Origin of the sequence: Escherichia sp. MOD1-EC6842, assembly GCF_002965705.1 — a bacterium.
Classification (GTDB): domain Bacteria; phylum Pseudomonadota; class Gammaproteobacteria; order Enterobacterales; family Enterobacteriaceae; genus Escherichia; species Escherichia ruysiae.
This window is the reverse complement of the sequence record NZ_PTRF01000009.1, coordinates 46,319-71,577: the sequence shown is the minus strand read 5'-3', so window position 1 is coordinate 71,577 and position 25,259 is coordinate 46,319. Positions and strand designations below refer to the sequence as shown.

Annotated in this window: 21 protein-coding genes; 11 read left to right on the top strand and 10 right to left on the bottom strand. The window is 52.2% G+C overall.

The annotated features are described in order from the left end of the window. Positions 1 to 18: 18 nt before the first annotated feature. The gene (bepA, locus tag A7Z29_RS12730; protein WP_000489665.1) at positions 19 to 1,482 is read right to left on the bottom strand and encodes a beta-barrel assembly-enhancing protease; all 1,464 of its coding nucleotides are present in this window, start codon (positions 1,480 to 1,482) and stop codon (positions 19 to 21) included. 212 nt (positions 1,483 to 1,694) lie between these two features. Between bepA and A7Z29_RS12720 the strand changes: the two genes are divergently transcribed. After that, positions 1,695 to 2,756, top strand: coding sequence for an AI-2E family transporter (locus A7Z29_RS12720; protein ID WP_000892038.1), 1,062 nt, complete (start codon positions 1,695 to 1,697; stop codon positions 2,754 to 2,756). Between the two features lie 75 nt (positions 2,757 to 2,831). On the opposite strand, the gene bcp is transcribed toward A7Z29_RS12720, so the two are convergent. Then, on the bottom strand, positions 2,832 to 3,302 hold the full coding sequence (gene bcp / locus A7Z29_RS12715; RefSeq protein WP_001068678.1) for a thioredoxin-dependent thiol peroxidase: 471 nt from the start codon (positions 3,300 to 3,302) through the stop codon (positions 2,832 to 2,834). Further along, positions 3,302 to 3,874: a glycine cleavage system transcriptional repressor gene (locus A7Z29_RS12710; RefSeq protein ID WP_000176182.1), complete on the bottom strand. Its 573-nt coding sequence runs from the start codon at positions 3,872 to 3,874 to the stop codon at positions 3,302 to 3,304. Before A7Z29_RS12710 ends, bcp begins: the two co-directional genes overlap by 1 nt. Before the next feature lie 146 nt (positions 3,875 to 4,020). Between A7Z29_RS12710 and dapA the strand changes: the two genes are divergently transcribed. The 6 genes from dapA (at position 4,021) to ypfH (ending at position 10,709) form a co-directional block, all read left to right on the top strand. Next, on the top strand, positions 4,021 to 4,899 hold the full coding sequence (gene dapA / locus A7Z29_RS12705; RefSeq protein WP_105290326.1) for a 4-hydroxy-tetrahydrodipicolinate synthase: 879 nt from the start codon (positions 4,021 to 4,023) through the stop codon (positions 4,897 to 4,899). A gap of 16 nt (positions 4,900 to 4,915) precedes the next feature. Further along, positions 4,916 to 5,950, top strand: coding sequence for an outer membrane protein assembly factor BamC (bamC, locus tag A7Z29_RS12700; RefSeq protein ID WP_010344578.1), 1,035 nt, complete (start codon positions 4,916 to 4,918; stop codon positions 5,948 to 5,950). A gap of 212 nt (positions 5,951 to 6,162) precedes the next feature. Further along, positions 6,163 to 6,876 carry a phosphoribosylaminoimidazolesuccinocarboxamide synthase gene (purC, locus tag A7Z29_RS12695; RefSeq protein WP_010344579.1) on the top strand — a complete coding sequence of 238 codons (714 nt, stop codon included), beginning with the start codon at positions 6,163 to 6,165 and terminating at the stop codon, positions 6,874 to 6,876. A 167-nt stretch (positions 6,877 to 7,043) separates the two neighbouring features. After that, positions 7,044 to 7,907: a KPN_02809 family neutral zinc metallopeptidase gene (gene ypfJ, locus A7Z29_RS12690; RefSeq protein WP_001267512.1), complete on the top strand. Its 864-nt coding sequence runs from the start codon at positions 7,044 to 7,046 to the stop codon at positions 7,905 to 7,907. A 14-nt stretch (positions 7,908 to 7,921) separates the two neighbouring features. Then, a complete protein-coding gene (gene tmcA, locus A7Z29_RS12685) occupies positions 7,922 to 9,937 on the top strand; it encodes a tRNA cytosine(34) acetyltransferase TmcA (protein ID WP_105290325.1) in 2,016 nt (671 codons plus the stop codon). Positions 9,938 to 10,010: 73 nt separating this feature from the next. Beyond that, a complete protein-coding gene (gene ypfH, locus A7Z29_RS12680) occupies positions 10,011 to 10,709 on the top strand; it encodes an esterase (protein WP_000679838.1) in 699 nt (232 codons plus the stop codon). A gap of 128 nt (positions 10,710 to 10,837) precedes the next feature. Here ypfH and A7Z29_RS12675 read toward each other — a convergent pair whose 3' ends face one another. The 3 genes from A7Z29_RS12675 to A7Z29_RS12665 are packed head-to-tail and all read right to left on the bottom strand — an operon-like array spanning position 10,838 to position 12,553. Then, positions 10,838 to 11,038, bottom strand: coding sequence for a YpfN family protein (locus A7Z29_RS12675; protein ID WP_000383836.1), 201 nt, complete (start codon positions 11,036 to 11,038; stop codon positions 10,838 to 10,840). 27 nt (positions 11,039 to 11,065) lie between these two features. Then, the gene (dapE, locus tag A7Z29_RS12670; RefSeq protein WP_001277782.1) at positions 11,066 to 12,193 is read right to left on the bottom strand and encodes a succinyl-diaminopimelate desuccinylase; all 1,128 of its coding nucleotides are present in this window, start codon (positions 12,191 to 12,193) and stop codon (positions 11,066 to 11,068) included. 3 nt (positions 12,194 to 12,196) lie between these two features. Next, on the bottom strand, positions 12,197 to 12,553 hold the full coding sequence (locus A7Z29_RS12665; RefSeq protein ID WP_000258248.1) for an ArsC family reductase: 357 nt from the start codon (positions 12,551 to 12,553) through the stop codon (positions 12,197 to 12,199). Positions 12,554 to 12,931: 378 nt separating this feature from the next. Here A7Z29_RS12665 and ypfM point away from each other — a divergent pair, with 378 nt between their 5' ends. After that, the gene (gene ypfM / locus A7Z29_RS12660) at positions 12,932 to 12,991 is read left to right on the top strand and encodes a protein YpfM (RefSeq protein ID WP_001386977.1); all 60 of its coding nucleotides are present in this window, start codon (positions 12,932 to 12,934) and stop codon (positions 12,989 to 12,991) included. Between the two features lie 98 nt (positions 12,992 to 13,089). Here the strand turns inward: ypfM and acrD are convergent, their stop codons facing one another. Continuing rightward, the gene (acrD, locus tag A7Z29_RS12655; RefSeq protein ID WP_001263108.1) at positions 13,090 to 16,203 is read right to left on the bottom strand and encodes a multidrug efflux RND transporter permease AcrD; all 3,114 of its coding nucleotides are present in this window, start codon (positions 16,201 to 16,203) and stop codon (positions 13,090 to 13,092) included. Positions 16,204 to 16,366: 163 nt separating this feature from the next. Further along, the gene (gene narQ, locus A7Z29_RS12650; RefSeq protein ID WP_105290324.1) at positions 16,367 to 18,067 is read right to left on the bottom strand and encodes a nitrate/nitrite two-component system sensor histidine kinase NarQ; all 1,701 of its coding nucleotides are present in this window, start codon (positions 18,065 to 18,067) and stop codon (positions 16,367 to 16,369) included. A 205-nt stretch (positions 18,068 to 18,272) separates the two neighbouring features. Between narQ and aegA the strand changes: the two genes are divergently transcribed. From aegA to A7Z29_RS12635, 3 genes are all read left to right on the top strand, one after another. After that, positions 18,273 to 20,252: a formate-dependent uric acid utilization protein AegA gene (gene aegA, locus A7Z29_RS12645; RefSeq protein ID WP_001078905.1), complete on the top strand. Its 1,980-nt coding sequence runs from the start codon at positions 18,273 to 18,275 to the stop codon at positions 20,250 to 20,252. A 67-nt stretch (positions 20,253 to 20,319) separates the two neighbouring features. Then, positions 20,320 to 20,895, top strand: a complete 576-nt coding sequence (gene nudK / locus A7Z29_RS12640; protein ID WP_010344584.1) for a GDP-mannose pyrophosphatase NudK — start codon at positions 20,320 to 20,322, stop codon at positions 20,893 to 20,895. Positions 20,896 to 21,020: 125 nt separating this feature from the next. Further along, on the top strand, positions 21,021 to 22,064 hold the full coding sequence (locus tag A7Z29_RS12635) for a DUF1176 domain-containing protein (protein WP_105290323.1): 1,044 nt from the start codon (positions 21,021 to 21,023) through the stop codon (positions 22,062 to 22,064). An 81-nt stretch (positions 22,065 to 22,145) separates the two neighbouring features. On the opposite strand, the gene tkt is transcribed toward A7Z29_RS12635, so the two are convergent. Both tkt and tal read right to left on the bottom strand, forming a co-directional pair. After that, entirely contained in the window at positions 22,146 to 24,149 is a 2,004-nt protein-coding gene (gene tkt / locus A7Z29_RS12630) for a transketolase (RefSeq protein ID WP_105290322.1), read from the bottom strand. A 19-nt stretch (positions 24,150 to 24,168) separates the two neighbouring features. Next, complete coding sequence (gene tal, locus A7Z29_RS12625; RefSeq protein ID WP_001003728.1) at positions 24,169 to 25,119, bottom strand: transaldolase; 951 nt, start codon at positions 25,117 to 25,119, stop codon at positions 24,169 to 24,171. Positions 25,120 to 25,259: the final 140 nt, after the last annotated feature.

Below are 25,259 nucleotides of genomic sequence, written 5' to 3'. Positions count from 1 at the left end.
TTCTTCCTTTAATGCAAATTACATCTTGGTATAAGGCTTAAAGCGTTCCTGCAACTGGCGCAACTGGTCGATGCGCGCATCGTAACGCGCTTGTTGCAGGCTGCCTAATTTCACCTGCGAACTGGCGCTACTCAACAAGGAAATTGCCTGATCGAGTCGCCCGGCGAGCGCATAACCTTCTGCTCGCGCTGCCAGTTCCTGATCGCGATTATTTAGCGCGGCCTCCGCCTGTGCCAGTAAATCCCAGCCATTGCTGTCATCTTTATTGTTAAAGGTGTAGCGGTTCAGAATATTGGCGGCTTCCTGTGGTTGCCCCCCTTGCAGATAAGCGTTCGCCAGGTTGAGCTGCAACACAGGATTGGTGCGCAAATCACGGGCATTTTTCAGGCGATTGATCGCGTCATTGGCTTTGTTTTGCCCAAGATCGATATCGGTAGCCAGATCGAGATACCACGCGTTGCCGGGTTCTGCCGCCAGTAACGGTTGCAGCGTTTTCCGTGCCTCGTCGTATTTATTGGCTTCCATCGCCTGTAGAGCACGACCATATTGCGCCGCTCGTTGCTGACGAACGTTACCTTTTGCCCATTCATCCAGCAAATCACTGGTGAGCTGATTACGTCCGGAATTGTACATCCCCAGTGTGCGCGCTTTCGCCAGATAGAAATCTTCCGACGACTGCACCACCATTGGGCGCATCTGATTGGCACGGTTACGGGCATCAGCCAGACGGCTTTCCGGCAGCGGGTGAGTCAGCAAAATTTCCGGCGGACGCGAAGAGTAACGTGCCTGATCGAGCAGTTTTTCGAGGAAGGTCGGCATCGCCTGCGGATCGAACCCCGAGCGTTGCAGCACTTGAATACCAATGCGGTCCGCTTCCTGTTCATTTTGCTGGGTGAAGCTGATCATCCCCTGGCGCGTTCCCGCCAGTGTACCGGTCAGCGCCGCCATCCCCGCCTGCGGGCTGGCCATTGCCAGTAAAATAGAACCTAACGCCCCGACCCAGGTCAGTGGCGCGCTGCGCTGCTGATCTTCCATCGCTCGCGCCAGGTGACGTTGGGTGACGTGGGAGATTTCGTGCGCCATAACTGAAGCCAGTTGACTTTCGTTATCGGAATAACGGAACAGGGCAGAGTGCAGCACCACGTTGCCGCCAAAGAAAGCAAAGGCGTTAATTTCGTCATTGTTGATCAGAAAGAAATGAAACGGTGTCTTAACTGAGTTGGCATGTGAAACCAGGCGCATCCCCAGCGAATTAATATATTGCGTTAATAGCGGGTCATTAATTAACGGTGCGCTGCCGCGTAGCTGGCGGACATAATAGTCGCCCATCTGCATTTCCTGACCAATGGAAAGCGTGCTTCCTGCGGAGGTTCCCATATCCGGCAAGGTGTCTGCGCTATCGGCAAACGCCGGGGCTACCTGACCGATGGTCATAGCAGCAATGAGGGTTGCAACCAGGTTTTTTTTCAACTGCCTGAACATAACCTCTGTCCTGTATTTCTGGAGATAGTCATTTGACCGATACTGTAAAATATCGTTCCCACCGCGCCGTCTTTGAGTGTAACGGCGAAGATTAACCCACTCAAATGACTTTTCAGTTTCCTGAATCCGTCATAAAAAGCGAAGTCTTTTTTGTGACATTTCGATACAATTGCGGATCGCAATCCCGCTCTTGAGGTTCAGGGAAGGTCTTTATGCTCGAAATGTTGATGCAATGGTATCGCCGCCGTTTTAGCGACCCGGAAGCGATTGCCTTGCTGGTTATTTTAGTTGCCGGATTTGGCATTATCTTTTTCTTTAGTGGCCTACTCGCACCGTTGCTGGTGGCTATTGTGCTGGCCTATTTGCTTGAATGGCCAACCGTGCGCCTGCAATCTATTGGCTGTTCCCGCCGTTGGGCGACGTCGATTGTATTGGTGGTTTTCGTTGGAATTTTGCTGCTGATGGCGTTCGTGGTACTGCCTATCGCCTGGCAGCAGGGCATATATTTAATCCGCGATATGCCGGGGATGCTCAATAAGCTATCTGATTTTGCCGCCACGTTGCCGCGCCGTTATCCGGCGTTAATGGATGCGGGCATTATTGATGCGATGGCCGACAATATGCGCAGCCGGATGCTCACCATGGGCGATTCGGTGGTGAAAATCTCTCTCGCATCGCTGGTGGGCCTGCTGACCATTGCCGTCTATCTTGTTCTGGTGCCGCTGATGGTCTTTTTCCTTCTGAAAGATAAAGAGCAAATGTTGAATGCCGTCCGCCGGGTGCTTCCGCGTAACCGTGGGCTGGCAGGCCAGGTCTGGAAGGAGATGAACCAGCAAATCACCAACTACATCCGTGGCAAGGTACTGGAGATGATTGTGGTGGGGATAGCCACCTGGCTGGGGTTCTTGCTTTTCGGGTTGAACTATTCACTGCTGCTGGCGGTGCTGGTCGGTTTCTCGGTGCTTATTCCGTACATTGGCGCATTTGTGGTGACCATTCCGGTGGTCGGCGTGGCGCTATTCCAGTTTGGCGCTGGCACTGAATTCTGGAGCTGCTTCGCGGTATATCTGATTATTCAGGCGCTGGATGGCAACCTGTTAGTACCGGTGTTGTTCTCCGAAGCGGTTAACCTGCATCCGCTGGTGATTATTTTATCGGTGGTGATCTTCGGTGGTCTGTGGGGATTCTGGGGGGTGTTCTTTGCCATTCCTCTGGCGACGCTAATTAAAGCGGTAATCCATGCCTGGCCCGATGGTCAAATTGCGCAAGATTAACCTTCATTCCGCTATATCGCCGGAGGTGAGGAGTGCTGGCCGCAAGCGCAGCCAGCACGGAATGGAGCAAAGTAATCAGGCGTGTTCTTTCAGCCAGTTAATCACTACGTCGTGGTGATTGCTGGTTTTGAAATCGTCAAAGACATGTTCGATTTTGCCGTCAGCATCGATCAAGAAGCTGATGCGGTGAATACCATCGTAGGTTTTGCCCATGAAGGACTTCTCTCCCCAGACGCCGAATTGTTCGCACACCTGGTGGTCTTCATCAGACAGAAGCGTAAAGTTGAGCAGCTCTTTTTCCGCAAAACGGAAGAGTTTTTCGGGTTTATCGGTGCTAATACCCAGTACATCAACACCGGCTTTTTTCAACTCATCCATGTTATCGCGTAAGCCACAGGCTTGTACGGTACAGCCGGGGGTCATGGCTTTCGGGTAGAAATAAACCAGAACACGCTGTCCCTGGAAGTCGGTCAAATTAACTTGTTCTCCGTCTTGATCCGGCAAGCTAAATTTCGGTGCGATGTCACCGGCTTTCAGTGGATTCATTACTTAACTCCATCCTGTTCATCATGTTGGGAATAATTGACGACGCTAATACTGCCTTGCGCATTGAGTTCTGTACATAGTGCTTTGAAAGCTTGTTCAATATTTGCTGAATCCGCAGACGCCGGGCTGTGGGCGGTTATCTGAATATGCAGTTGCGCAGCTCGTTCATTTTCAGCAGGTTGCGTGCGAGACACTAGCTCCGCAATGTTCATATGGTGCGCGTCAAAAAGTGCGGTAAAGCGTTCAATTAAATGCGGTGAATCTGCCACATCGATCTGAACCCAGACAGATGCTGGCATCGGCGGACGCGGACGAGCCGTCGTGCGCTTCATCACGATTAAAAGATCCAGTTCGGCACCTTTCAACGGTAACGTTGATTCGATCAAGGTGATTGCGTTCCATGAACCGGAAAGCAGCATGATAAAGGTGAACTCTTCTCCCAGCATCGCCAGGCGACTGTCTTCAATATTACAGCCGCAACTACTGACATGACGGGTGATAGTGTTCACAATTCCTGGGCGATCGGCACCCAGCGCAGTGATCACCAGATAATGTTGCGATGACAGTGTCAAACCGGTTATTCCTTCAAGGGGGAGAGTAGCTCTTAAGGAAAGCATAAAAAAAACATGCATACAACAATCAGAACGGTTCTGTTTGCTTGCTTTTAATGCCATACCAAACGTACCATTGAGACACTTGTTTGCACAGAGGATGGCCCATGTTCACGGGAAGTATTGTCGCGATTGTTACTCCGATGGATGAAAAAGGTAATGTCTGTCGGGCTAGCTTAAAAAAACTGATTGATTATCAAGTCGCCAGCGGTACTTCGGCGATTGTTTCTGTTGGCACCACTGGTGAGTCCGCTACCCTGAATCATGACGAACATGTTGATGTGGTGATGATGACCCTGGAGCTGGCTGACGGGCGTATTCCGGTGATTGCCGGAACCGGCGCTAACGCTACTGCGGAAGCCATTAGCCTGACACAGCGTTTCAATGACAGTGGCATTGTTGGCTGCCTGACGGTGACCCCTTATTACAACCGCCCGTCGCAGGAAGGTCTGTATCAGCATTTCAAAGCCATCGCTGAACATACTGACCTGCCGCAAATCCTGTATAATGTGCCGTCCCGTACTGGCTGCGATCTGCTACCAGAAACGGTGGGCCGTCTGGCGAAAGTAAAAAATATTATCGGAATCAAAGAGGCAACAGGGAACTTAACGCGTGTTAACCAGATCAAAGAGCTGGTTTCAGACGATTTTGTTCTGCTGAGCGGCGATGATGCGAGCACGCTGGACTTCATGCAGTTAGGTGGTCATGGCGTTATTTCCGTTACTGCTAACGTCGCAGCGCGTGATATGGCTCAGATGTGCAAACTGGCGGCAGAAGGGCATTTTGCCGAGGCACGCGTTATTAACCAGCGTCTGATGCCATTACACAACAAACTATTTGTCGAACCCAATCCAATCCCGGTGAAATGGGCATGTAAGGAACTGGGTCTTGTGGCGACCGATACGCTGCGCCTGCCAATGACACCAATCACCGACAGTGGTCGTGAGACGGTCAGAGCGGCGCTTAAGTATGCCGGTTTGCTGTAAAGTTTAGGGAGATTTGATGGCTTACTCTGTTCAAAAGTCGCGCCTGGCAAAGGTTGCGGGTGTATCGCTTGTTCTGTTACTCGCAGCCTGTAGTTCTGACTCACGCTATAAGCGTCAGGTGAGTGGTGATGAAGCCTATCTGGAAGCGGCACCGCTTGCGGAGCTTCATGCCCCGGCAGGAATGATTTTGCCGGTGACTTCCGGTGATTATGCAATACCGGTGACCAACGGTAGCGGTGCTGTCGGTAAGGCGCTGGACATTCGTCCACCTGCCCAGCCGTTGGCGCTGATTTCCGGCGCACGTACCCAGTTTACGGGCGACACCGCCTCGCTGCTGGTAGAAAATGGTCGTGGTAATACTTTGTGGCCGCAGGTTGTTAGCGTGCTGCAGGCGAAAAACTACACCATTACCCAACGCGATGATGCTGGTCAGACGCTGACTACCGATTGGGTGCAATGGAATCGTCTGGACGAAGACGAGCAGTATCGCGGTCGTTATCAAATCTCTGTTAAACCGCAGGGTTATCAGCAGGCGGTAACGGTGAAACTGCTGAACCTGGAGCAGGCGGGCAAACCGGTTGCAGACGCGGCTTCCATGCAGCGTTACAGCACGGAGATGATGAACGTCATTTCCGCCGGTCTGGATAAATCCGTGACCGATGCGGCTAATGCGGCGCAAAACCGTGCTTCCACCACCATGGACGTACAAAGTGCTGCTGATGACACAGGCTTACCAATGCTGGTCGTTCGCGGGCCGTTCAACGTGGTTTGGCAACGTCTGCCAGCGGCGCTGGAAAAAGTGGGCATGAAAGTGACCGACAGCACCCGTTCGCAGGGCAGCATGGCCGTGACCTATAAGCCGTTGTCTGACAGCGACTGGCAGGAACTGGGCGCGAGCGATCCAGGCCTGGCATCCGGTGACTATAAACTGCAGGTCGGTGATTTAGATAACCGCAGCAGCTTGCAGTTCATCGATCCGAAAGGCCATACGCTGACTCAAAGCCAAAACGACGCACTGGTATCTGTCTTCCAGGCAGCGTTTAGCAAGTAAAAATACAGGGCTGGAGTAATCCGGCCCTTTTTTCTGTTATGATACGCAAACGTGTGCGTCGGCAGAAAAACGCGATTTTAGCGTTAATTCGCACGAAATTTGTTTGTCGGACACAGGTCAGATAAGGCGTTCACGCCGCATCCGACAAAATATCCGGCACACCAGACAGCAAAAGATTTTAAAACGTTAATTCACACCCAGGAGTGATAAAGATGCAAAAGCAAGCTGAGTTGTATCGTGGTAAAGCGAAAACCGTATACAGCACGGAAAACCCGGATCTGTTGGTGCTCGAATTCCGCAATGATACGTCAGCAGGTGATGGCGCGCGCATTGAGCAGTTTGATCGCAAAGGTATGGTGAACAACAAGTTCAACTACTTCATTATGAGCAAACTGGCTGAAGCGGGTATCCCGACTCAAATGGAGCGTCTGCTCTCCGATACCGAATGTCTGGTGAAAAAGCTGGATATGGTGCCGGTTGAGTGTGTCGTGCGTAACCGTGCTGCTGGCTCTCTGGTGAAACGTCTTGGAATCGAAGAAGGTATTGAGCTGGACCCGCCGCTGTTCGATCTGTTCCTGAAAAACGACGCCATGCACGATCCGATGGTCAACGAATCTTACTGCGAAACCTTTGGCTGGGTGAGCAAAGAGAACTTGGCGCGTATGAAAGAGCTGACCTACAAAGCGAACGACGTGCTGAAAAAACTGTTCGATGATGCTGGTTTGATTCTGGTCGACTTCAAGCTGGAGTTTGGCCTGTACAAAGGTGAAGTAGTACTGGGCGATGAGTTCTCCCCGGACGGCAGCCGACTGTGGGACAAAGAAACGCTGGAGAAAATGGACAAAGACCGTTTCCGCCAGAGCCTCGGTGGCCTGATCGAGGCCTATGAAGCCGTCGCCCGCCGCTTGGGTGTACAGTTGGACTGATTTTTCTGTTCATCATCTTGCCGTGCTGCTGGCACGGCAAGATGACCGCTCTTGTAATACGTGAATTGAACGCTCATTCCTCCATCATTTCCTCCCGTTTTCCTGTGGTAATCTTCCTCTGAAGCACCTACGATCATCACTATAATGAATATATTGTTGAGGTATCTATGCGCTGGCAAGGGCGTCGTGAAAGTGACAATGTTGAAGACAGGCGAAACAGCTCTGGTGGCCCGTCAATGGGCGGTCCCGGTTTCCGTCTGCCAAGCGGTAAAGGTGGGCTGATTTTACTGGTAGTGGTGCTGGTTGCTGGCTACTATGGTGTTGATTTAACTGGGTTGATGACCGGACAGCCGATTTCTCAACAGCAATCAACGCGCTCAATTAGCCCAAATGAAGATGAAGCAGCAAAATTCACCTCGGTAATTCTGGCAACCACGGAAGACACCTGGGGACAGCAATTCGAGAAGATGGGTAAGACTTATCAGCAACCGAAGCTGGTGATGTATCGCGGAATGACACGCACCGGTTGCGGCGCCGGACAGTCCATTATGGGGCCGTTCTATTGCCCGGCGGATGGTACGGTCTATATCGATCTCTCTTTCTATGATGACATGAAAGACAAACTGGGCGCGGATGGTGATTTCGCTCAGGGATACGTTATCGCCCATGAAGTCGGTCATCATGTGCAGAAACTGTTAGGCATTGAACCGAAAGTCCGTCAATTGCAACAAAACGCGACGCAGGCGGAAGTGAACCGCTTGTCTGTGCGTATGGAACTCCAGGCCGACTGTTTTGCCGGTGTCTGGGGGCACAGTATGCAGCAACAAGGCGTTCTGGAAACTGGCGATCTGGAAGAGGCGCTGAATGCGGCGCAAGCCATCGGCGATGACCGCTTACAGCAGCAAAGTCAGGGGCGGGTAGTGCCGGACAGCTTTACTCATGGTACATCCCAACAACGCTATAGCTGGTTTAAACGTGGTTTCGACAGCGGCGATCCGGCACAATGCAATACTTTCGGTAAAAGCATTTAACTTTCGGGGCAGGGATGGCTGAACTGACCGCGCTACACACATTCACAGCGCAAATGAAACGCGAAGGGATTCGCCGCCTGTTGGTGTTGAGCGGGGATGCGTGCTGGTGCTGTGAACATGCACTCAAATTGCGTGACGCATTACCTGGCGACTGGCTGTGGGTATCGCCGCAGCCAACTTCTGAAAACCACTGTACGCCAGCGGCGCTACAAACTTTACTTGGGCGCGAGTTCCAGCATGCGGTATTCGATGCTCGCCAGGGCTTTGATGCCGCAGCCTTTGCGGCGCTTGGTGGAACGCTGAAAGCGGGCAGTTGGCTGGTTTTGTTACTCCCTGTATGGGAAGAATGGGAAAACCATCCCGATGCTGATTCGCTGCGCTGGAGTGATTGCGCCAGTCCCATCGCTACACCGCATTTTGTCCAGCATCTCAAACGCGTACTTGCGGCAGATGATGACGCTATTCTCTGGCGACAAGAGCAGCCACTAATGCTGGCGGATGTTGTCCCCCGTTCTGACTGGCAATCCGCTACTGGCGCACCGCAACCGGAACAACAACAGATACTACAGCAGCTTCTGACTATGCCACCGGGCGTGGCAGCGGTAACTGCTGCGCGCGGACGCGGTAAGTCGGCGCTGGCAGGGCAACTCATTTCCCGTATCGCTGGCAGTGCGATAGTCACTGCGCCTGCGAGAGCCGCAACGAATGTGCTGGCACAATTTGCCGGAGAGAAGTTTCGTTTTGTTGCGCCGGATGCATTGCTGTCCAGTGATGAAAAAGCTGATTGGCTGGTTGTCGATGAAGCTGCTGCAATACCCGCCCCACTATTACATCAACTGGTATCACGCTTTCCGCGTACTTTGTTAACCACTACGGTGCAGGGCTATGAAGGCACCGGGCGTGGCTTTTTGCTGAAATTTTGCGCCCGCTTCCCGCATTTGCAGCGTTTTGAATTGCAACAGCCGATCCGCTGGGCGCAGGGATGCCCGCTGGAAAAAATGGTTAGCGAGGCACTGGTTTTTGACGATGAAACCTTCACGCGCGTACCACAAGGCAAGATCACCATTTCTGCATTTGAACAGACTTCATGGCGAAGCAAGCCAGAAACGCCGTTAAAGGTTTACCAGTTATTGTCTGGTGCGCACTACCGGACTTCACCGCTGGATTTACGCCGGATGATGGACGCGCCTGGACAACATTTTTTACAAGCTGCTTGCGAAAACGAGATTGCCGGGGCGCTGTGGCTGGTGGATGAGGGGGGATTATCTGAAGAGCTCAGTCAGGCGGTATGGGCGGGTTTTCGTCGCCCGCGTGGCAACCTGGTGGCTCAGTCGCTGGCGGCACACGGTAGCAATCCACTGGCAGCAACGTTACGCGGACGGCGTGTCAGCCGCATTGCCGTCCATCCGGCGCGTCAGCGGGAAGGTACAGGGCAGCAACTTATTGCTGACGCTGTGCAATATATGCATGACCTCGACTATCTTTCAGTGAGTTTTGGCTACACCGAGGAATTATGGCGTTTCTGGCAACGCTGCGGTTTTGTGCTGGTACGGATGGGTAATCATCGCGAAGCCAGTAGCGGCTGTTATACGGCGATGGCACTATTACCCATTAGCGAAGCGGGTAAACAATTGGCAGAATGTGAGCATTATCGTTTACGCCGCGACGCACAAATTCTCTCGCAATGGAATGGTGAAAGCATCTCGGTTGATCCGTTAAACGACATCATGCTTTCTGATAATGACTGGCTTGAACTGGCCGGTTTTGCTTTCGCCCATCGTCCCCTTTTAACGTCGTTAGGTTGTTTAACACGCCTGCTGCAAACCAGTGAACGGGCATTACCGGTGCTGCGAGGACGGTTGCAGAAAAACGTCAGCGACGCGCAGTTATGTACCACACTTAAACTTTCAGGCCGTAAGGCATTGCTGGTTTGCCAACGCGAAGAAGCCGCGCAGGCGCTATTCGCACTTGATGATGTCCGCACTGAACGCCTGCGCAATCGCATAACACAATGGCAATTTTTTCACTGACTCCTTCAATTTTCTCCCATGGTCATTGTGAGTCAGCGGCGTAAAATTAATGACATCAGTTAAGGAGTTCGCCATGAAACATGACCATTTTGTTGTTCAAAGCCCGGATAAACCTGCCCAACAGTTGTTACTGCTTTTCCACGGTGTCGGGGATAACCCGGTGGCAATGGGGGAAATCGGTAGCTGGTTTGCACCGTTGTTTCCAGATGCGCTGGTGGTAAGTGTCGGTGGTGCTGAGCCGAGCGGTAATCCGGCAGGGCGTCAATGGTTTTCGGTGCAGGGCGTAACGGAAGAGAATCGCCAGGCGCGGGTGGATGCCATAATGCCGACGTTTATTGAGACAGTACGCTACTGGCAGAAACAGAGCGGAGTAGGGGCTAACGCCACGGCGCTGATCGGGTTCTCACAAGGGGCCATTATGGCGCTGGAGAGTATTAAAGCCGAACCGGGACTTGCCTCACGCGTCATCGCCTTTAACGGACGCTATGCCAGCCTGCCGGAAACGGCTTCTACTGCTACAACAATTCACCTGATCCACGGTGGTGAAGATCCGGTTATCGATCTGGCTCACGCGGTTGCGGCGCAGGAAGCGTTAATTAACGCCGGTGGAGATGTGACGCTGGATATCGTGGAGGATTTAGGTCATGCGATCGATAATCGCAGTATGCAATTTGCCCTGGATCACTTGCGTTATACCATTCCGAAACATTACTTCGACGAGGCGTTAAGCGGCGGTAAGCCTGGCGATGATGATGTGATTGAAATGATGTAAAAGACAGGTGCCGGACGCGTAGGCCGGATAAGGCGTTCACGCCGCATCCGGCTATGATGCCTGATGCGACGCTGACGCGTCTTATCCGGCCTACGGTTGAGCGCCAGACATTATCCGGCCCCTCCAGCTTACTTCTTCGGTTGATCCTTCTTCGGCCAGTCGTCGTCATCGTCCCATTTATCGTTGAAATCACGATGCGGGGGAAGCTCCGGCTTGTTGGCGAGAAATTTCTTATGGTCGACGCGCTTGAGATCTTTGATAACATTCAGCAGGACGCCCACCAAAAAGACAATTACCAGAATCCACCAATATTTAGCCAGCCAGTCCATGCTTTTTTCCTCTTGCAGAACCACTCATCAGGCGACGAGCTGTTCCATGATACGTTGATACATACGGGCAAGTAGCTGCAGGTCGGCAGCGTTCACACATTCATTAATTTTATGAATGGTGGCATTGACCGGCCCAAGTTCCACCACCTGCGCCCCCATGCGGGCAATAAAGCGCCCATCGGACGTTCCGCCTGTGGTCAGTAGCTGCGGTTTAATTTCATTATAGTGCTCAACCGCGTTGACGACCGCATCTACCAGTTTACCGCGCGCAGTCAAAAATGGCTGCCCGGAAAGCCACCAATCGACCGTGTAACGCAGTTGATGTTTTTCAAGCAGGGTAAGCACCTGTGCTTTGATCATTTCATCAGTAAGTTCGGTGCTAAAGCGGAAGTTAAACTGTACAAACAGCTCACCCGGAATGACATTATTACTGCCAGTACCCGCCTGAATATTGGCTATTTGCATACTGGTTGCCGGGAAAAACTCATTGCCCTGATCCCACTCGATAGCCACTAACTCATTGAGGAAAGGCGCTGCACGATGTACAGGGTTATCTGCAAGGTGTGGGTAGGCCACATGTCCCTGCACGCCATGAATAGTAAGGTTACAGGTCAACGATCCGCGACGGCCATTTTTCACTACATCACCGACCACTTCGATACTCGACGGTTCACCAACCAGGCAGTAATCCAGCCGTTCACGGCGTGCCATTAAGGTTTCGACCACTTTGACCGTGCCGTTGTGGGCGCTGGCCTCTTCGTCTGAGGTGATCAGAAACGCCAGTCGACCTTTATGGTTGGGATGTTGAGCGACAAAGCGTTCTGCTGCTACCACCATCGCCGCCAGCGACCCTTTCATATCTGCCGCGCCGCGCCCGAATAACATACCGTCGCGAATGGTCGGTTCAAATGGTGGATTGATCCAACGGTCGGCATCGCCAGGCGGTACAACGTCGGTATGTCCGGCAAAGGCTAACGTTTCTCCCTGTCCACGCCACGCCCAAAAATTCTGCGTATCCGCAAAGTCCATGCGTTCGATGGTAAAACCGATCGCCTGTAAACGTTCGGTAATGATTGCCTGACATCCTGCGTCATCAGGACTTAAGGATGGGCGGCGAATAAGCTGCTGTGTCAGCTCAATAACCGGACACGACATAGACTACACCTCATGGAAAAATTGCTGATAACTGGATTCACTGAAACCAAGCAGCATAGGCTTCCCTGGCGCGCAGAGCAATGGGCGTTTGATAATTGCAGGCATTTCAGTCATTAATGCCGCCGCAGAAGCCGCATCGGTGATTTTATTGCGCGTGGTTTCGTCCAGTTTACGCCAGGTAGTACCACGGGTGTTGAGTAACGCTTCCCAGCCTAATTCGTTGATAAAACCGTTCAATAATTCGCTGTCCAGCCCATCAACGCGATAATCATGAAAACGATAGTCGATGTTATTGGCTTCCAGCCAACGGCGAGCCTTTTTAATGGTGTCACAATTTTTAATGCCGTAAAGTGTAACCATAATGAATCCTTTTTCGATTTATAAGAATAAATACTCATTTAACGGTCAATACATTTCCCCGACAAATGAATACCAGGGAATATAACATTATTAAGGTGTTTCACTTAACAATTATTAAATAATTGTGAGCATTTTGAATGTAATTATTAAGAATATTCCCCTAGGTATCTGTATGTATTTCAAACAGAATTAAGCAAGTATTAGAATCCGTATGAATCTGTTGAAATGTTGCTTTGCATCACATAAAAATCCCTGTCTCAGGGCCATAGTATTTACATAGGTTTTGCCCCGGAGGTAGTAATCACTGCAATCGAATAAATTAGCTTCACCACGGTATATTGTTTCCGTAGAATACCCATAATTATAAGAGAGGTTGTTATGATTGAACGTGAACTGGGGAACTGGAAAGACTTTATCGAAGTTATGCTTCGCAAGTAATTACCAGGACAGAAGGTAAAATGAAAGAACCTGATGAACAGGTTCTTTATCAGAAAGTTGAAAAAGGCGACACGTTGGCATGTCGCCTTTTTTATTGCTTATTCCGGGCGTGGCTTCAGAGGGAAACGACGGCGTACCAGCACAAAGAACAGCGGCACGAAGTAAATCGCCAGAATGGTGGCGGAGATCATTCCCCCCATTACGCCAGTACCCACCGCATGTTGACCACCGGAACCGGCACCGCTGCTGATTGCCATCGGCAGTACGCCGAAGATAAACGCCAGCGAGGTCATCAGTATCGGGCGTAAACGCTGGCGGCAGGCATAAAGCGTCGCTTCAAACAGGTCGTGACCTTTTTGGTTCATCTCGTTAGCGAACTCGACAATGAGGATGGCGTTTTTCGCCGATAAACCAATGACCGTTAATAAACCCACCTGGAAGTAAACGTCGTTTTCCAGCCCGCGCATCCAGGTTGCCAGCAGCGCGCCGATAACTCCCAGCGGTACAACCAGCATTACCGAGAACGGTACTGACCAACTTTCATAAAGTGCAGCCAGACACAGGAATACCACCAGCAATGAAATGGCATACAGCGCCGGAGCTTGCGCACCGGAAAGTCGTTCCTGGTACGACATCGCCGTCCACTCCAGTCCAAAGCCGTTCGGCAACTGCTTCACTAACGATTCCATAATATCCATCGCTGTACCCGTACTGACGCCCGGTGCGGCTTCCCCGACAATCTCTACCGCAGAATAGCCGTTATAGCGTTCCAGACGCGGCGAACCTGTCTCCCAGCGAGAGGTCGCGAAGGCAGAGAAGGGCACCATCCCACCGTCTTTGTTACGCACATACCACAGGTTGATATCATCCGGCAGCATCCGATACGGCGCGGCGGCCTGCACATAGACTTTCTTCACGCGACCGCGATCCATAAAGTCATTTACATAGCTTGAACCCCACGCGGTTTGCAGCGTGTCGTTAATATCGTCAATGGCAACGCCCAGCGCCTGAGCTTTACGTTGGTCGATATCAATCTGCAACTGCGGACTGTCATCAAGACCGTTATGGCGCACGCGGGTTAATTCCGGATTTTCCGCTGCCAGCGCCAGCAACTGGTTACGTGCAGCCATCAGCGCATCGTGACCCGCTCCGGCGTGATCCTGCAACTCCATATCAAAACCCGCAGAACTGCCAAGACCGCTAATTGCCGGCGGGCTGCTGGCGATAACGCGGGCTTCTTTAATCTTATTAAATTCTTTCGTTGCACGTTCGATAATGGCAAACGAAGTGCCGGTCTTACTGTCGCGCTCACTCCAGTCTTTCAGGCGGATAAACATACGCGCCACGTTTTGCCCGTTGCCGCCAGGGCCTGAACCGACCGTGGCAAATACTGACGTGATATTGTCTTTCTCATGAGTGAAGTAATACTTCTCGATCTGTTCCACCACTTTCAGCGTCTGTTGCTGGGTCGAACCGCTGGGTAGCTGCACCGACGTGGTGAACATGCCACGGTCTTCCAGTGGCAGGAATGACGTCGGCAGACGCAGGAACAGAAACACCATACCGCCTAACAGCAGGACGTAAATCAAAATCCAGCGCAGGCTGCGGTGGAGAATTTTCGCCACCCCTTTCTCGTAGCGTTCGGCGTTACGGTTGAACATCTGGTTAAACCAGGCAAAAAAGCCTTTCTGCCCGTGATGCTCACCTTTTTTCAGTGGCTTAAGTAGCGTGGCACACAGCGCCGGAGTGAGGATCATCGCCACCAGCACCGACAGCACCATCGCCGCAACAATGGTAATAGAGAACTGGCGATAGATAGCTCCGGTCGTGCCGCCAAAGAAGGCCATTGGCACAAATACCGCCGACAGCACCATTGCAATCCCGACCAGAGCGCCCTGGATTTGCCCCATCGATTTACGTGTGGCTTCGCGAGGAGTGAGTCCTTCCTCACTCATAATACGTTCGACGTTTTCCACCACCACGATGGCGTCATCCACCAGCAGACCGATCGCCAGCACCATCGCAAACATGGTTAAGGTGTTGACGCTGTAACCGAAGGCGTAAAGCACGGAGAAAGTGCCCATTAACACCACCGGCACGGCGATAGTTGGAATCAGCGTAGCGCGGAAGTTTTGCAGGAACAGATACATGACGAGGAAAACCAGCGCGATAGCTTCTAACAGGGTTTTCACCACGTCTTCAATGGAGGCTTTAACAAACGAGGTGGTTTCATACGCCACCTTATATTCCAGACCGGGAGGGAAGTATTGCGCCAGTTCGTCGAGCCGGTTCAGTACCAGCTTCGCTGTGGCCATTTCGTTCGCGCCGGAAGCCAGTTTTACTCCCAGACCGGAGGCAGGCTTACCATTAAAGCGGCTAAGATAATCGTATTTCTCCGCCCCCATTTCGACGGTGGCAACATCGCCCAGTTTCACTTCCGAACCATCCTGATTTACCCGCAAGGTGATATCGCGGAACTGTTCAGGCGTTTGCAACAGCGACTGGGCGTTAATGGTAGCGTTCAATGCTTGTTTATCGACAGAAGGTGTACCGCCAAGCTGTCCGACCGCAATCTGCGCGTTCTGTGACTCAATGGCGTCGGTTACATCTTTAGCCGTCATCTGGAAGCTGTTCAGTTTTGCCGGATCAAGCCAGATACGCATCGAATACTGTGAACCATAGGCGTCGATATCACCAACGCCGTTAACGCGGCTTAACGGATCCTGAATATTGCTGGCAACGTAATCGGCAATATCTTGTTTATCCATCGAACCATCGGTAGAGACGAAAGCAATGGTCAGGATGTTAGTATCGCCGGTTTTACGTACTGTCACGCCCTGGTTTTGTACCGCCTGTGGGAGTTTACGCATGGCCGATTGCAGCTGGTTTTGCACCTGTTGCACCGCCTCGTCCGGGTCGGTTCCGGCTTTAAAACTTAAGGTGACAGATGCCTGACCGGTGCCACTGCTTTGTGACGACATATACATCAGGTTATCGAGGCCAGTCATATTCTGCTCGATAACCTGGGTTACGGTGTTTTCCAGCGTCTGAGCCGAAGCGCCTGGATAGTTAGCGGTCACTCGCACGTTCGGTGGCGCGAGATCCGGGTATTGTTCAACGGGCAATGAGAAAATCGCCAGGGTTCCTGTCAGACACAACAGGATTGCCAGTACCCAGGCAAAAATGGGGCGATCAATAAAGAAATTCGCCATTAAAAGAGGACCTCGTGTTTCTGCGTATCGTTGTAGGCTTGACTTGCTTCACTGTAGCGGCAAGGTACGAGCCAATCGTGGAGAAAAAAAGGAGATAATGTAAATTATCATGCCCTTTTATACTGAACCTTAAGTGCCCGTATTCTTTGGTCAACAAGAGGTATTACATCAGTTGACTTTCCTCACCCGCCGCAGAGCGAAAGCTAATACTCACTAACGTGCCGCCGCCGGAAGGTTGCGAAAATGTCAGCGTTCCGCCCAGTCGTTCCGCGCGCTCGCGCATAATATTCAGACCATAATGGCCTTCAGGTTCTTTCGGTTCACCGATGCCAATCCCGTTGTCACGGATATAGACCGTGTGGTTGCCTTCCGGTGCGGTGACGCAGCTAACAGCGATTTCGCTGGCGTTGGCGTGCTTCATCGCATTCAGCACCGCTTCACGAATAATTTGCAACAGATGCACCTGCATTTGCGCATCCAGCGCCAGGGTTGGCAAGCGGCAGTCGAGGGTCAGTTTGGCGCTGGTTTGATTTTGTAATGTATCCAGCATTTCCCGCAGCGCGGAAGGGAGATCCGCCTGCTGCAGCGTGAGGCGGAAAGTGGTCAGCAGCTCGCGTAACTGCCGATACGCATCATTCAATGCCTGGGAAAAATCGGCCATGATACTTTGTGCGGTGGCGTTATCTTCCGGTATCGAACGCTTCAGTAACGTCAACTGGATACGCAAATAAGAAAGCACCTGAGCCAGCGAGTCGTGTAATTCGCGGGCGATGGTCGCGCGTTCCTCCATCAACAGCAATTGCTGAAAATGTTTCTGTGCCTGGTTAAAGTACAAACCGCGCCCCAGCATCGATGAAACGCTATTAAGCAGCGGTTCGGAGGCCGACACGTTGCTGTTTTGCCAGTGCAGCTCGCCGTAAACCGTCTCTTGCATGGTCACCGGTAAAATCTGCATCGGCAGTTGCGGGTTGGGCTTTCCTTCGCTAATCCGCCAGTTTTCACCGACATTTAACTCCAGATATTCAGCCGCTTCATTGTCGCGAACAATCTGCAAAATGTGGCGGAAACAATGCACATCAATCTGGCTGGTGTTCAGCGCCTGCGAACACTGATACAACACCTCCAGACGGCGCTTGGCCTCGTGGAGATCGCGGGTTTTTTCTTCTACTGACGCTTCCAGCGAACGGTACAATTTATGCAGTTCGCTCGACATCTGGTTAAAGGTTTTGGCCAGCAGTCCCAGCTCATTGGGCAGGCTGGTATCCAGCGGCGGTGAGTCGAACTGACCGTGTTCAATACGCTGACTGGCGGTAACCAGTTGATTCAGTGGGGCAACGACCTGATGGCGTATGCGGCGCAGAGTAAAAAAGACCAGCGTGAAAATACCGATGCCGCCAGCCAGCGAAATCGCCACCACCAGCAGCATTTTGCGTTCAGCGTAGTGCTGTAAAGCCAGCACGAACAGGTCTATCTGATTGACATAATTATCGATATTGGCCTGATACCACGGCAAATCCCCCTTGCTGAGCCGATTATTCATCTCCAGCCAGTTGGCATTCAGATGCGCATAGCGGGTTTTTACTGCCTCTGGCACATACCAGACGTTGAGATTGGTTAATACCGGTGAATGCAGTGCCTGCTGGAACAACTGGCGATGCGCATTGAGTTGTGGACTGCCACTTTGCAAGTCGTAGCCCAGGCGGTAACTCTGCATACGCAGCGATCCGGCAATATTGATCGCCTCAGCGTCGCGCAAACTGCTCGCCAGAGTTAGCAGGGCGATACCCGTGGAAAGAATCGACAGCAGCACAATGTAAAAAAAGGCCCTGGCCAGACTGGCCGAGACGGGGCGTTTAACAATCACACGCGTCTTCTCCACATAAAATCATTAATGTTCCAGGTTGTTGAAACGCAATTTAGTCAGTGATGGGATTATTTGATCTGCCACAGTTTATAGCGAAATAGTTACTTGTTCTGGGCACATGGACATTGCCGATTCCCCTGCAAGTCGGGTAATAACAACACTCATATAAAGAATAAGGTTTTTACAACCAAAAAAGAAGGTCGTTATGAATCGTTTTATTATGGCCAACAGTCAGCAATGTCTGGGTTGTCATGCTTGTGAAATCGCCTGTGTCATGGCTCACAATGATGAGCAACATGTCCTGAGCCAACACCATTTTCATCCCCGAATTACGGTTATCAAACATCAGCAGCAACGTAGTGCAGTGACCTGTCACCATTGCGAAGATGCGCCCTGTGCCCGTAGCTGCCCCAATGGCGCAATCAGCCATGTTGATGACAGCATTCAGGTCAATCAGCAAAAGTGTATTGGCTGTAAATCCTGTGTGGTGGCCTGTCCGTTTGGCACCATGCAGATTGTCCTGACACCCGTCACAGCGGGTAAAGTGAAAGCCACGGCACATAAATGCGACCTGTGCGCAGGGCGAGAAAACGGCCCCGCCTGTGTCGAAAACTGCCCGGCGGATGCGCTGCAACTGGTCACCGACGCCGCACTCTCCGGCATAGCGAAATCTCGCCGCTTGCGCACTGCACGTCAGGAACATCAACCGTGGCATACCAGTACAGCGGCACAAGAAATGCCGGTAATGAGTAAAGTCGAGCAAATGCAGGCAACGCCCGCGCGCGGCGAGCCGGATAAACTGGCAATTGAAGCGCGCAAAACCGGCTTTGATGAAATTTATCTGCCATTCCGCACCGACCAGGCACAACGGGAAGCCTCGCGCTGCCTGAAGTGCGGCGAGCATAGCGTCTGTGAATGGACCTGCCCGCTGCATAACCATATTCCGCAGTGGATTGAACTGGTGAAAGCCGGAAATATCGACGCCGCCGTCGAGCTTTCTCACCAGACCAACACCCTGCCAGAAATTACCGGACGCGTCTGTCCGCAAGATCGCTTGTGTGAAGGCGCCTGCACCATTCGCGATGAGCACGGCGCGGTGACTATCGGCAACATTGAACGCTACATTTCAGATCAGGCGTTGGCGAAAGGTTGGCGTCCTGACTTAAGCCATGTCACCAAAGTGGACAAGCGAGTGGCGATTATCGGTGCGGGGCCTGCGGGGCTGGCCTGTGCGGACGTCCTGACCCGCAGCGGCGTGGAGGTGACGGTATACGATCGCCATCCAGAAATCGGTGGCTTGCTCACCTTTGGCATTCCTTCTTTCAAATTGGATAAATCGCTGATGGCGCGCCGTCGGGAAATCTTCAGCGCAATGGGGATTCACTTCAAACTCAATTGTGAAGTGGGTAAAGATGTCTCTTTGGATTCGCTGCTCGAACAATACGACGCAGTCTTCGTTGGCGTCGGCACTTACCGTTCCATGAAAGCGGGCTTACCCAATGAAGATGCGCCGGGCGTTTATGACGCTCTGCCGTTCCTTATTGCCAACACCAAACAGGTGATGGGGCTTGAAGAGCTACCGGAAGAGCCGTTTATCAATACAGCCGGGCTAAATGTCGTTGTACTGGGCGGCGGCGACACCGCGATGGACTGTGTGCGCACCGCGCTGCGCCACGGCGCAAGTAACGTCACCTGCGCCTATCGTCGTGATGAAGCTAACATGCCCGGTTCGAAAAAAGAGGTGAAGAACGCCCGCGAAGAGGGGGCTAACTTCGAATTTAACGTCCAGCCAGTGGCGCTTGAATTGAATGAGCAAGGTCACGTCTGCGGGATTCGTTTCCTGCGCACGCGTCTTGGCGAGCCGGATGCACAAGGGCGTCGGCGTCCGGTGCCGGTGGAAGGCAGTGAATTTGTCATGCCTGCCGACGCGGTGATTATGGCGTTTGGTTTTAATCCGCATGATATGCCGTGGCTTCAGTCACACGGTGTAACGGTGGATAAATGGGGGCGCATCGTGGCTGATGTTGAAAGTCAGTACCGTTACCAGACGACGAACCCGAAAATCTTCGCCGGTGGCGATGCCGTGCGCGGTGCGGATCTCGTGGTGACTGCAATGGCGGAAGGGCGCCATGCGGCGCAGGGAATTATTGACTGGCTGGGGATAAAATCAGTCAAATCTCACTAATTCCATCCGCAGACAAACCCGACTTCACAGCGTAAGATACTTGTTCATTTCGCGCTGTGGAGTCGGTATGACGCAACAAATCACCCTCATCAAAGACCAAATTCTCTCCGATAACTATTTCACCCTGCACAACATTACCTACGATCTCACCCGCAAAGATGGCGAAGTTATCCGCCATAAACGTGAAGTTTACGATCGCGGCAATGGCGCGACGATCCTCCTGTACAACGCGAAGAAAAAGACCGTAGTTCTGATTCGTCAGTTCCGCGTCGCGACCTGGGTTAATGGCAATGAAAGCGGGCAGTTGATTGAAACCTGTGCCGGGCTGCTGGACAACGACGAACCCGAAGTGTGCATTCGCAAAGAAGCGATTGAAGAGACGGGTTATGAGGTTGGCGAAGTACGCAAATTATTTGAACTGTATATGTCGCCTGGCGGTGTGACCGAGCTAATCCACTTTTTTATCGCCGAATACAGTGACAGTCAGCGTGCTAACGCGGGGGGCGGCGTCGAAGATGAAGATATTGAAGTGCTTGAGCTGCCGTTCAGCCAGGCGCTTGAGATGATTAATACCGGCGAGATACGTGACGGTAAGACGGTGTTATTGCTTAACTATTTACAAACGTCACATTTAATGGACTGAAAAATAACAATAATATTTCGTTGTTTATTATTGGCTCAATCCGATAAATCCGATTGAGCCGCGCTACCTGCGCAACGAAGATACGACTTGTGCTGTTTGTTTGAACTTCTGGGGTCGTACCGTCCATGCGCTATCGCATTTTCCTGCTCTTTTTTTTCGCTTTGTTGCCGACGTCTTTGGCGTGGGCAGCACCAGCGCAACGGACGTTTTCCGACTGGCAGGTCACCTGTAACAACCAAAATTTCTGCGTAGCGCGCAACACTGGCAATCATAATGGACTGGTGATGACTCTCAGTCGCAGTGCCGGGGCGCATACCGATGCCGTTTTACGTATTGAGCGCGGCGGGTTGAAGTCGCCGGATGCGTCGGAAGAGGCGATAGCGCCACGACTGCTGTTAGATGGCGAGCCGCTGGCGTTAAGCGGGGACAAGTGGCGGATTTCGCCGTGGTTATTAGTGACCGATGATACGGCGACCATCACCGCGTTTTTGCAAATGATTCAGGAAGGGAAGGCAATTACCTTACGCGACGGCGATCAGACCATTTCTCTTAATGGATTAAAAGCGGCGTTGTTGTTTATTGATGCTCAGCAAAAGCGCGTTGGCAGTGAAACTGCGTGGATCAAGAAAGGAGACGAGCCGCCACTCAGCGTACCGCCTGCGCCTGCGCTGAAAGAGGTCGCTGTGGTAAACCCAACGCCGACGCCACTCTCACTCGAAGAGCGTAATGATTTGCTGGATTACGGTAACTGGCGGATGAATGGCCTGCGTTGTTCGCTTGATCCGTTGCGTCGTGAGGTGAATGTCACTGCGCTGACTGATGATAAAGCGCTGATGATGATTAGCTGTGAGGCGGGCGCCTATAACACCATTGATCTGGCGTGGATAGTGTCGCGTAAAAAGCCGCTGGCCTCGCGTCCGGTACGGTTGCGTTTGCCGTTCAATAACGGTCAGGAGACGAATGAACTGGAACTGATGAACGCGACATTTGATGAAAAATCGCGTGAACTGGTGACGTTAGCGAAAGGCCGTGGATTAAGCGATTGTGGCATTCAGGCGCGCTGGCGCTTTGACGGTCAGCGTTTTCGCCTGGTGCGTTACGCCGCAGAACCCACCTGCGATAACTGGCATGGGCCAGACGCCTGGCCCACGTTGTGGATCACCCGTTAAACAAAATGGCGGGAACATGTAGACCGGATAAGACGCTGTAGGCCGGATAAGACGCGTCAGCGTCGCATCCGGCAATCACCATCAGGCACCTTTCACTCCCAGCACCTTATGCGCTTTTGCCACAATATTCTCGGCGGTAAAGCCAAAGAACGGGAACAGCTTATCCGCCGGAGCAGATTCCCCATAACCTGTCATCCCGACAATTGCCCCTTTCAGACCAACATACTTGTACCAGTAATCGGCGATGCCTGCTTCCACCGCCACGCGAGCCGCAACGTTAGAAGGCAACACCGACTCCCGATATTCCTCATCCTGGGCGTCGAAAATATCGGTCGAGGGCAGGGAAACCACGCGAACATTGCGACCTTCTCCCGCTAATTTCTCCGCCGCTTGTAGGGTGATTTCCATCTCTGAACCGGTAGCAATCAAAATAATATCCGGCTTGCCGCCGCTGTCTTTCAGCACATAACCACCACGAGCAATCTCTTTTACCTGATCCGGCGTACGTTCCACCTGCGCCAGATTCTGCCTTGAGAGGATCAGCGCCGTCGGCCCGTTGTGGCGCTCAACCGCCAGCTTCCAGCCCACCGCTGCTTCCACCTGATCGCACGGTCGCCAGGTGCTGAAATTCGGGGTTAAGCGCAAACTGGCCAGTTGCTCAACCGCCTGGTGCGTCGGGCCATCTTCCCCCAGACCAATCGAGTCATGGGTATAAACCATAATCTGCCGCGCTTTCATCAGCGCCGCCATACGAGCGGCGTTGCGGGCGTATTCAACAAACATCAGGAACGTCGCGGTATACGGTACAAATCCACCGTGGTGCGCGATGCCGTTGGCGATGGCGGTCATACCAAATTCACGCACTCCGTAGTGAATATAATTCCCTGCCAGATCTTCCTTCAGCGACACCGAACCTTTCCAGATGGTTAAGTTACTGGGAGCCAGATCCGCCGAACCGCCGAGCAGTTCCGGCAGCATGGGGCCGTAAGCGTTAAGCGTATTTTGCGACGCCTTACGGGTAGCGATTTTCGCCGGATTCGCCTGCAACTCATTGATATATTTCTGCGTCGTTTTCTCCCAGTCCTTCGGCAAACCTCCGCTCATCCGGCGGGTAAACTCCTCTGCCAGTTGCGGATGGGCTTTTTTATAAGCTGCAAACTTTTCATTCCAGCTCTGCTGCGCTTTTTCGCCTTTTTCGCGGGCATCCCAGGCGTGATAAATCTCTTTAGGGATCTCAAATTGCGGATGGTGCCAGCCCAGTTTTTGCCGTGCCAGCGCCACTTCTTCTTCCCCCAGTGGTGCGCCGTGCGCCTCTTCCTTACCCGCTTTATTAGGCGAACCGAAGCCAATCACCGTGCGGCAGATAATCAACGACGGCTTATCTTTCACGCTTTGCGCTTCGAGAATCGCTTCTTTCACCGCCTGCGGATCGTGACCGTCGATTTCATGGACAACATGCCAGTGATAGGCTTCAAAACGTTTTGCCGTATCGTCGGTAAACCAGCCTTCGGTTTCACCGTCGATGGAAATACCGTTGTGATCGTAAAAACCAATCAGCTTGCCTAGCCCCAGCGTGCCCGCCAGCGAACAGACTTCGTGAGAAATACCTTCCATCAGGCAGCCGTCGCCCATAAACACATAAGTGAAGTGATCGACAATTTCATGATCCGGCTGGTTAAACTGCGCCGCCAGCGTACGTTCTGCTATCGCCAGTCCAACCGCGTTCGCCAGCCCTTGCCCCAGCGGCCCTGTGGTGGTTTCAACGCCTGGCGTATAGCCAAGCTCAGGGTGTCCTGGGGTTTTCGAATGCAACTGACGGAAGTTCTTCAGCTCTTCCAGCGGCAGGTCGTAACCGGTCAGATGCAGCAAACTGTAGAGCAGCATCGAGGCATGACCGTTGGAGAGAATAAAGCGGTCGCGATCATACCAGGCTGGATCGGTGGGGTTATGTTTAAGAAAATCGTTCCACAGCACTTCGGCAATATCGGCCATGCCCATCGGCGCGCCGGGATGACCAGAATTGGCTTTTTGCACCGCATCCATACTGAGCGCGCGAATCGCATTGGCAAGGTCTTTTCGGGACATATAACACTCCGTGGCTGGTTTATAGTTTGGCGGCAAGAAGATCTTCCAGTTTGCGTTGATCGACGGCGAACAGGCGGATGCCTTCAGACAGTTTTTCTACCGCCATCGCATCCTGATTGTGCTCCCAACGGAACTCCGCTTCGCTCATGGGGGCAGGGCGTGGGAACGTCTGAGAAGGCGGGATCAATTTGCGGACGACTGGCGAGACTTTTTCCTGCAACTCTTTCAGCAAGTTCGGCGCGATAGTCAGACGATCGCAACCGGTTAAAGCGAGGATTTGCTCGGTACGGCGGAAACTTGCGCCCATCACAATGGTTTCATAGCGGTGCTGCTTGAAATAGTCGTAGATATTACGCACCGACTTAACGCCCGGATCTTCTTCCACCACATACGGATCCAGCGGCTTGCGCGCCTGATACCAGTCATAAATACGCCCGACAAATGGCGAAATCAGAAAAACGCCCGCTTCTGCACAGGCGCGTGCCTGAGCAAAGGAAAACAGCAGCGTCAGATTGCAATTAATGCCTTCTTTTTCCAGCTCTTCTGCCGCGCGGATCCCTTCCCAGGTTGAAGCTAGCTTGATCAGAATGCGTGATTTCTCAACGCCCTGCTGCTGGTACAAATCCACCAGATGACGCGCTTTCTCAATACTCTTTTCTTTATCAAAAGAGAGGCGTGCGTCAACTTCTGTCGATACACGACCGGGTACGATTTTGAGAATTTCTGTACCGAAATTGACCGCCAGCTTATCGCAGGCAGCTACCACTTGTTGTTCCTGCGTTTGACCATTTTTTTTACCCCAGGCGATAGCATCGTCTATTAAATGCTCATATTGTGATAATCCGGCAGCCTTGAGTAATAACGAAGGATTGGTGGTGGCATCCTGAGGATGATAATGGCGAATGGACTCAATATCGCCGCTGTCTGCCACGACAGTGGTGAATTGTTTAATGCCGTCTAACTCGTTCATAGGAAATACTCCTTGAAAAGTAAAGTGTTAGGTGAGTGCGTTAATTCACACTTCTGAGAAATTTTGCTAATCGCATCAAAAAAGCATAGCAGACAGGCATGGTATTGCCGGATTAAGCAGGTAACATCAGTGTTATAGGA

Coding starts and splice junctions, on each gene's coding strand:
- tkt (WP_105290322.1), bottom strand. CDS start 24,149: ATGTCCCGAAAAGACCTTGCCAATGCGATTCGCGCGCTCAGTATGGAT.
- A7Z29_RS12675 (WP_000383836.1), bottom strand. CDS start 11,038: ATGGACTGGCTGGCTAAATATTGGTGGATTCTGGTAATTGTCTTTTTG.
- tmcA (WP_105290325.1), top strand. CDS start 7,922: ATGGCTGAACTGACCGCGCTACACACATTCACAGCGCAAATGAAACGC.
- bamC (WP_010344578.1), top strand. CDS start 4,916: ATGGCTTACTCTGTTCAAAAGTCGCGCCTGGCAAAGGTTGCGGGTGTA.
- ypfJ (WP_001267512.1), top strand. CDS start 7,044: ATGCGCTGGCAAGGGCGTCGTGAAAGTGACAATGTTGAAGACAGGCGA.
- aegA (WP_001078905.1), top strand. CDS start 18,273: ATGAATCGTTTTATTATGGCCAACAGTCAGCAATGTCTGGGTTGTCAT.
- acrD (WP_001263108.1), bottom strand. CDS start 16,203: ATGGCGAATTTCTTTATTGATCGCCCCATTTTTGCCTGGGTACTGGCA.
- bcp (WP_001068678.1), bottom strand. CDS start 3,302: ATGAATCCACTGAAAGCCGGTGACATCGCACCGAAATTTAGCTTGCCG.
- nudK (WP_010344584.1), top strand. CDS start 20,320: ATGACGCAACAAATCACCCTCATCAAAGACCAAATTCTCTCCGATAAC.
- bepA (WP_000489665.1), bottom strand. CDS start 1,482: ATGTTCAGGCAGTTGAAAAAAAACCTGGTTGCAACCCTCATTGCTGCT.
- dapA (WP_105290326.1), top strand. CDS start 4,021: ATGTTCACGGGAAGTATTGTCGCGATTGTTACTCCGATGGATGAAAAA.
- dapE (WP_001277782.1), bottom strand. CDS start 12,193: ATGTCGTGTCCGGTTATTGAGCTGACACAGCAGCTTATTCGCCGCCCA.
- A7Z29_RS12665 (WP_000258248.1), bottom strand. CDS start 12,553: ATGGTTACACTTTACGGCATTAAAAATTGTGACACCATTAAAAAGGCT.
- A7Z29_RS12635 (WP_105290323.1), top strand. CDS start 21,021: ATGCGCTATCGCATTTTCCTGCTCTTTTTTTTCGCTTTGTTGCCGACG.
- purC (WP_010344579.1), top strand. CDS start 6,163: ATGCAAAAGCAAGCTGAGTTGTATCGTGGTAAAGCGAAAACCGTATAC.
- tal (WP_001003728.1), bottom strand. CDS start 25,119: ATGAACGAGTTAGACGGCATTAAACAATTCACCACTGTCGTGGCAGAC.
- ypfH (WP_000679838.1), top strand. CDS start 10,011: ATGAAACATGACCATTTTGTTGTTCAAAGCCCGGATAAACCTGCCCAA.
- A7Z29_RS12720 (WP_000892038.1), top strand. CDS start 1,695: ATGCTCGAAATGTTGATGCAATGGTATCGCCGCCGTTTTAGCGACCCG.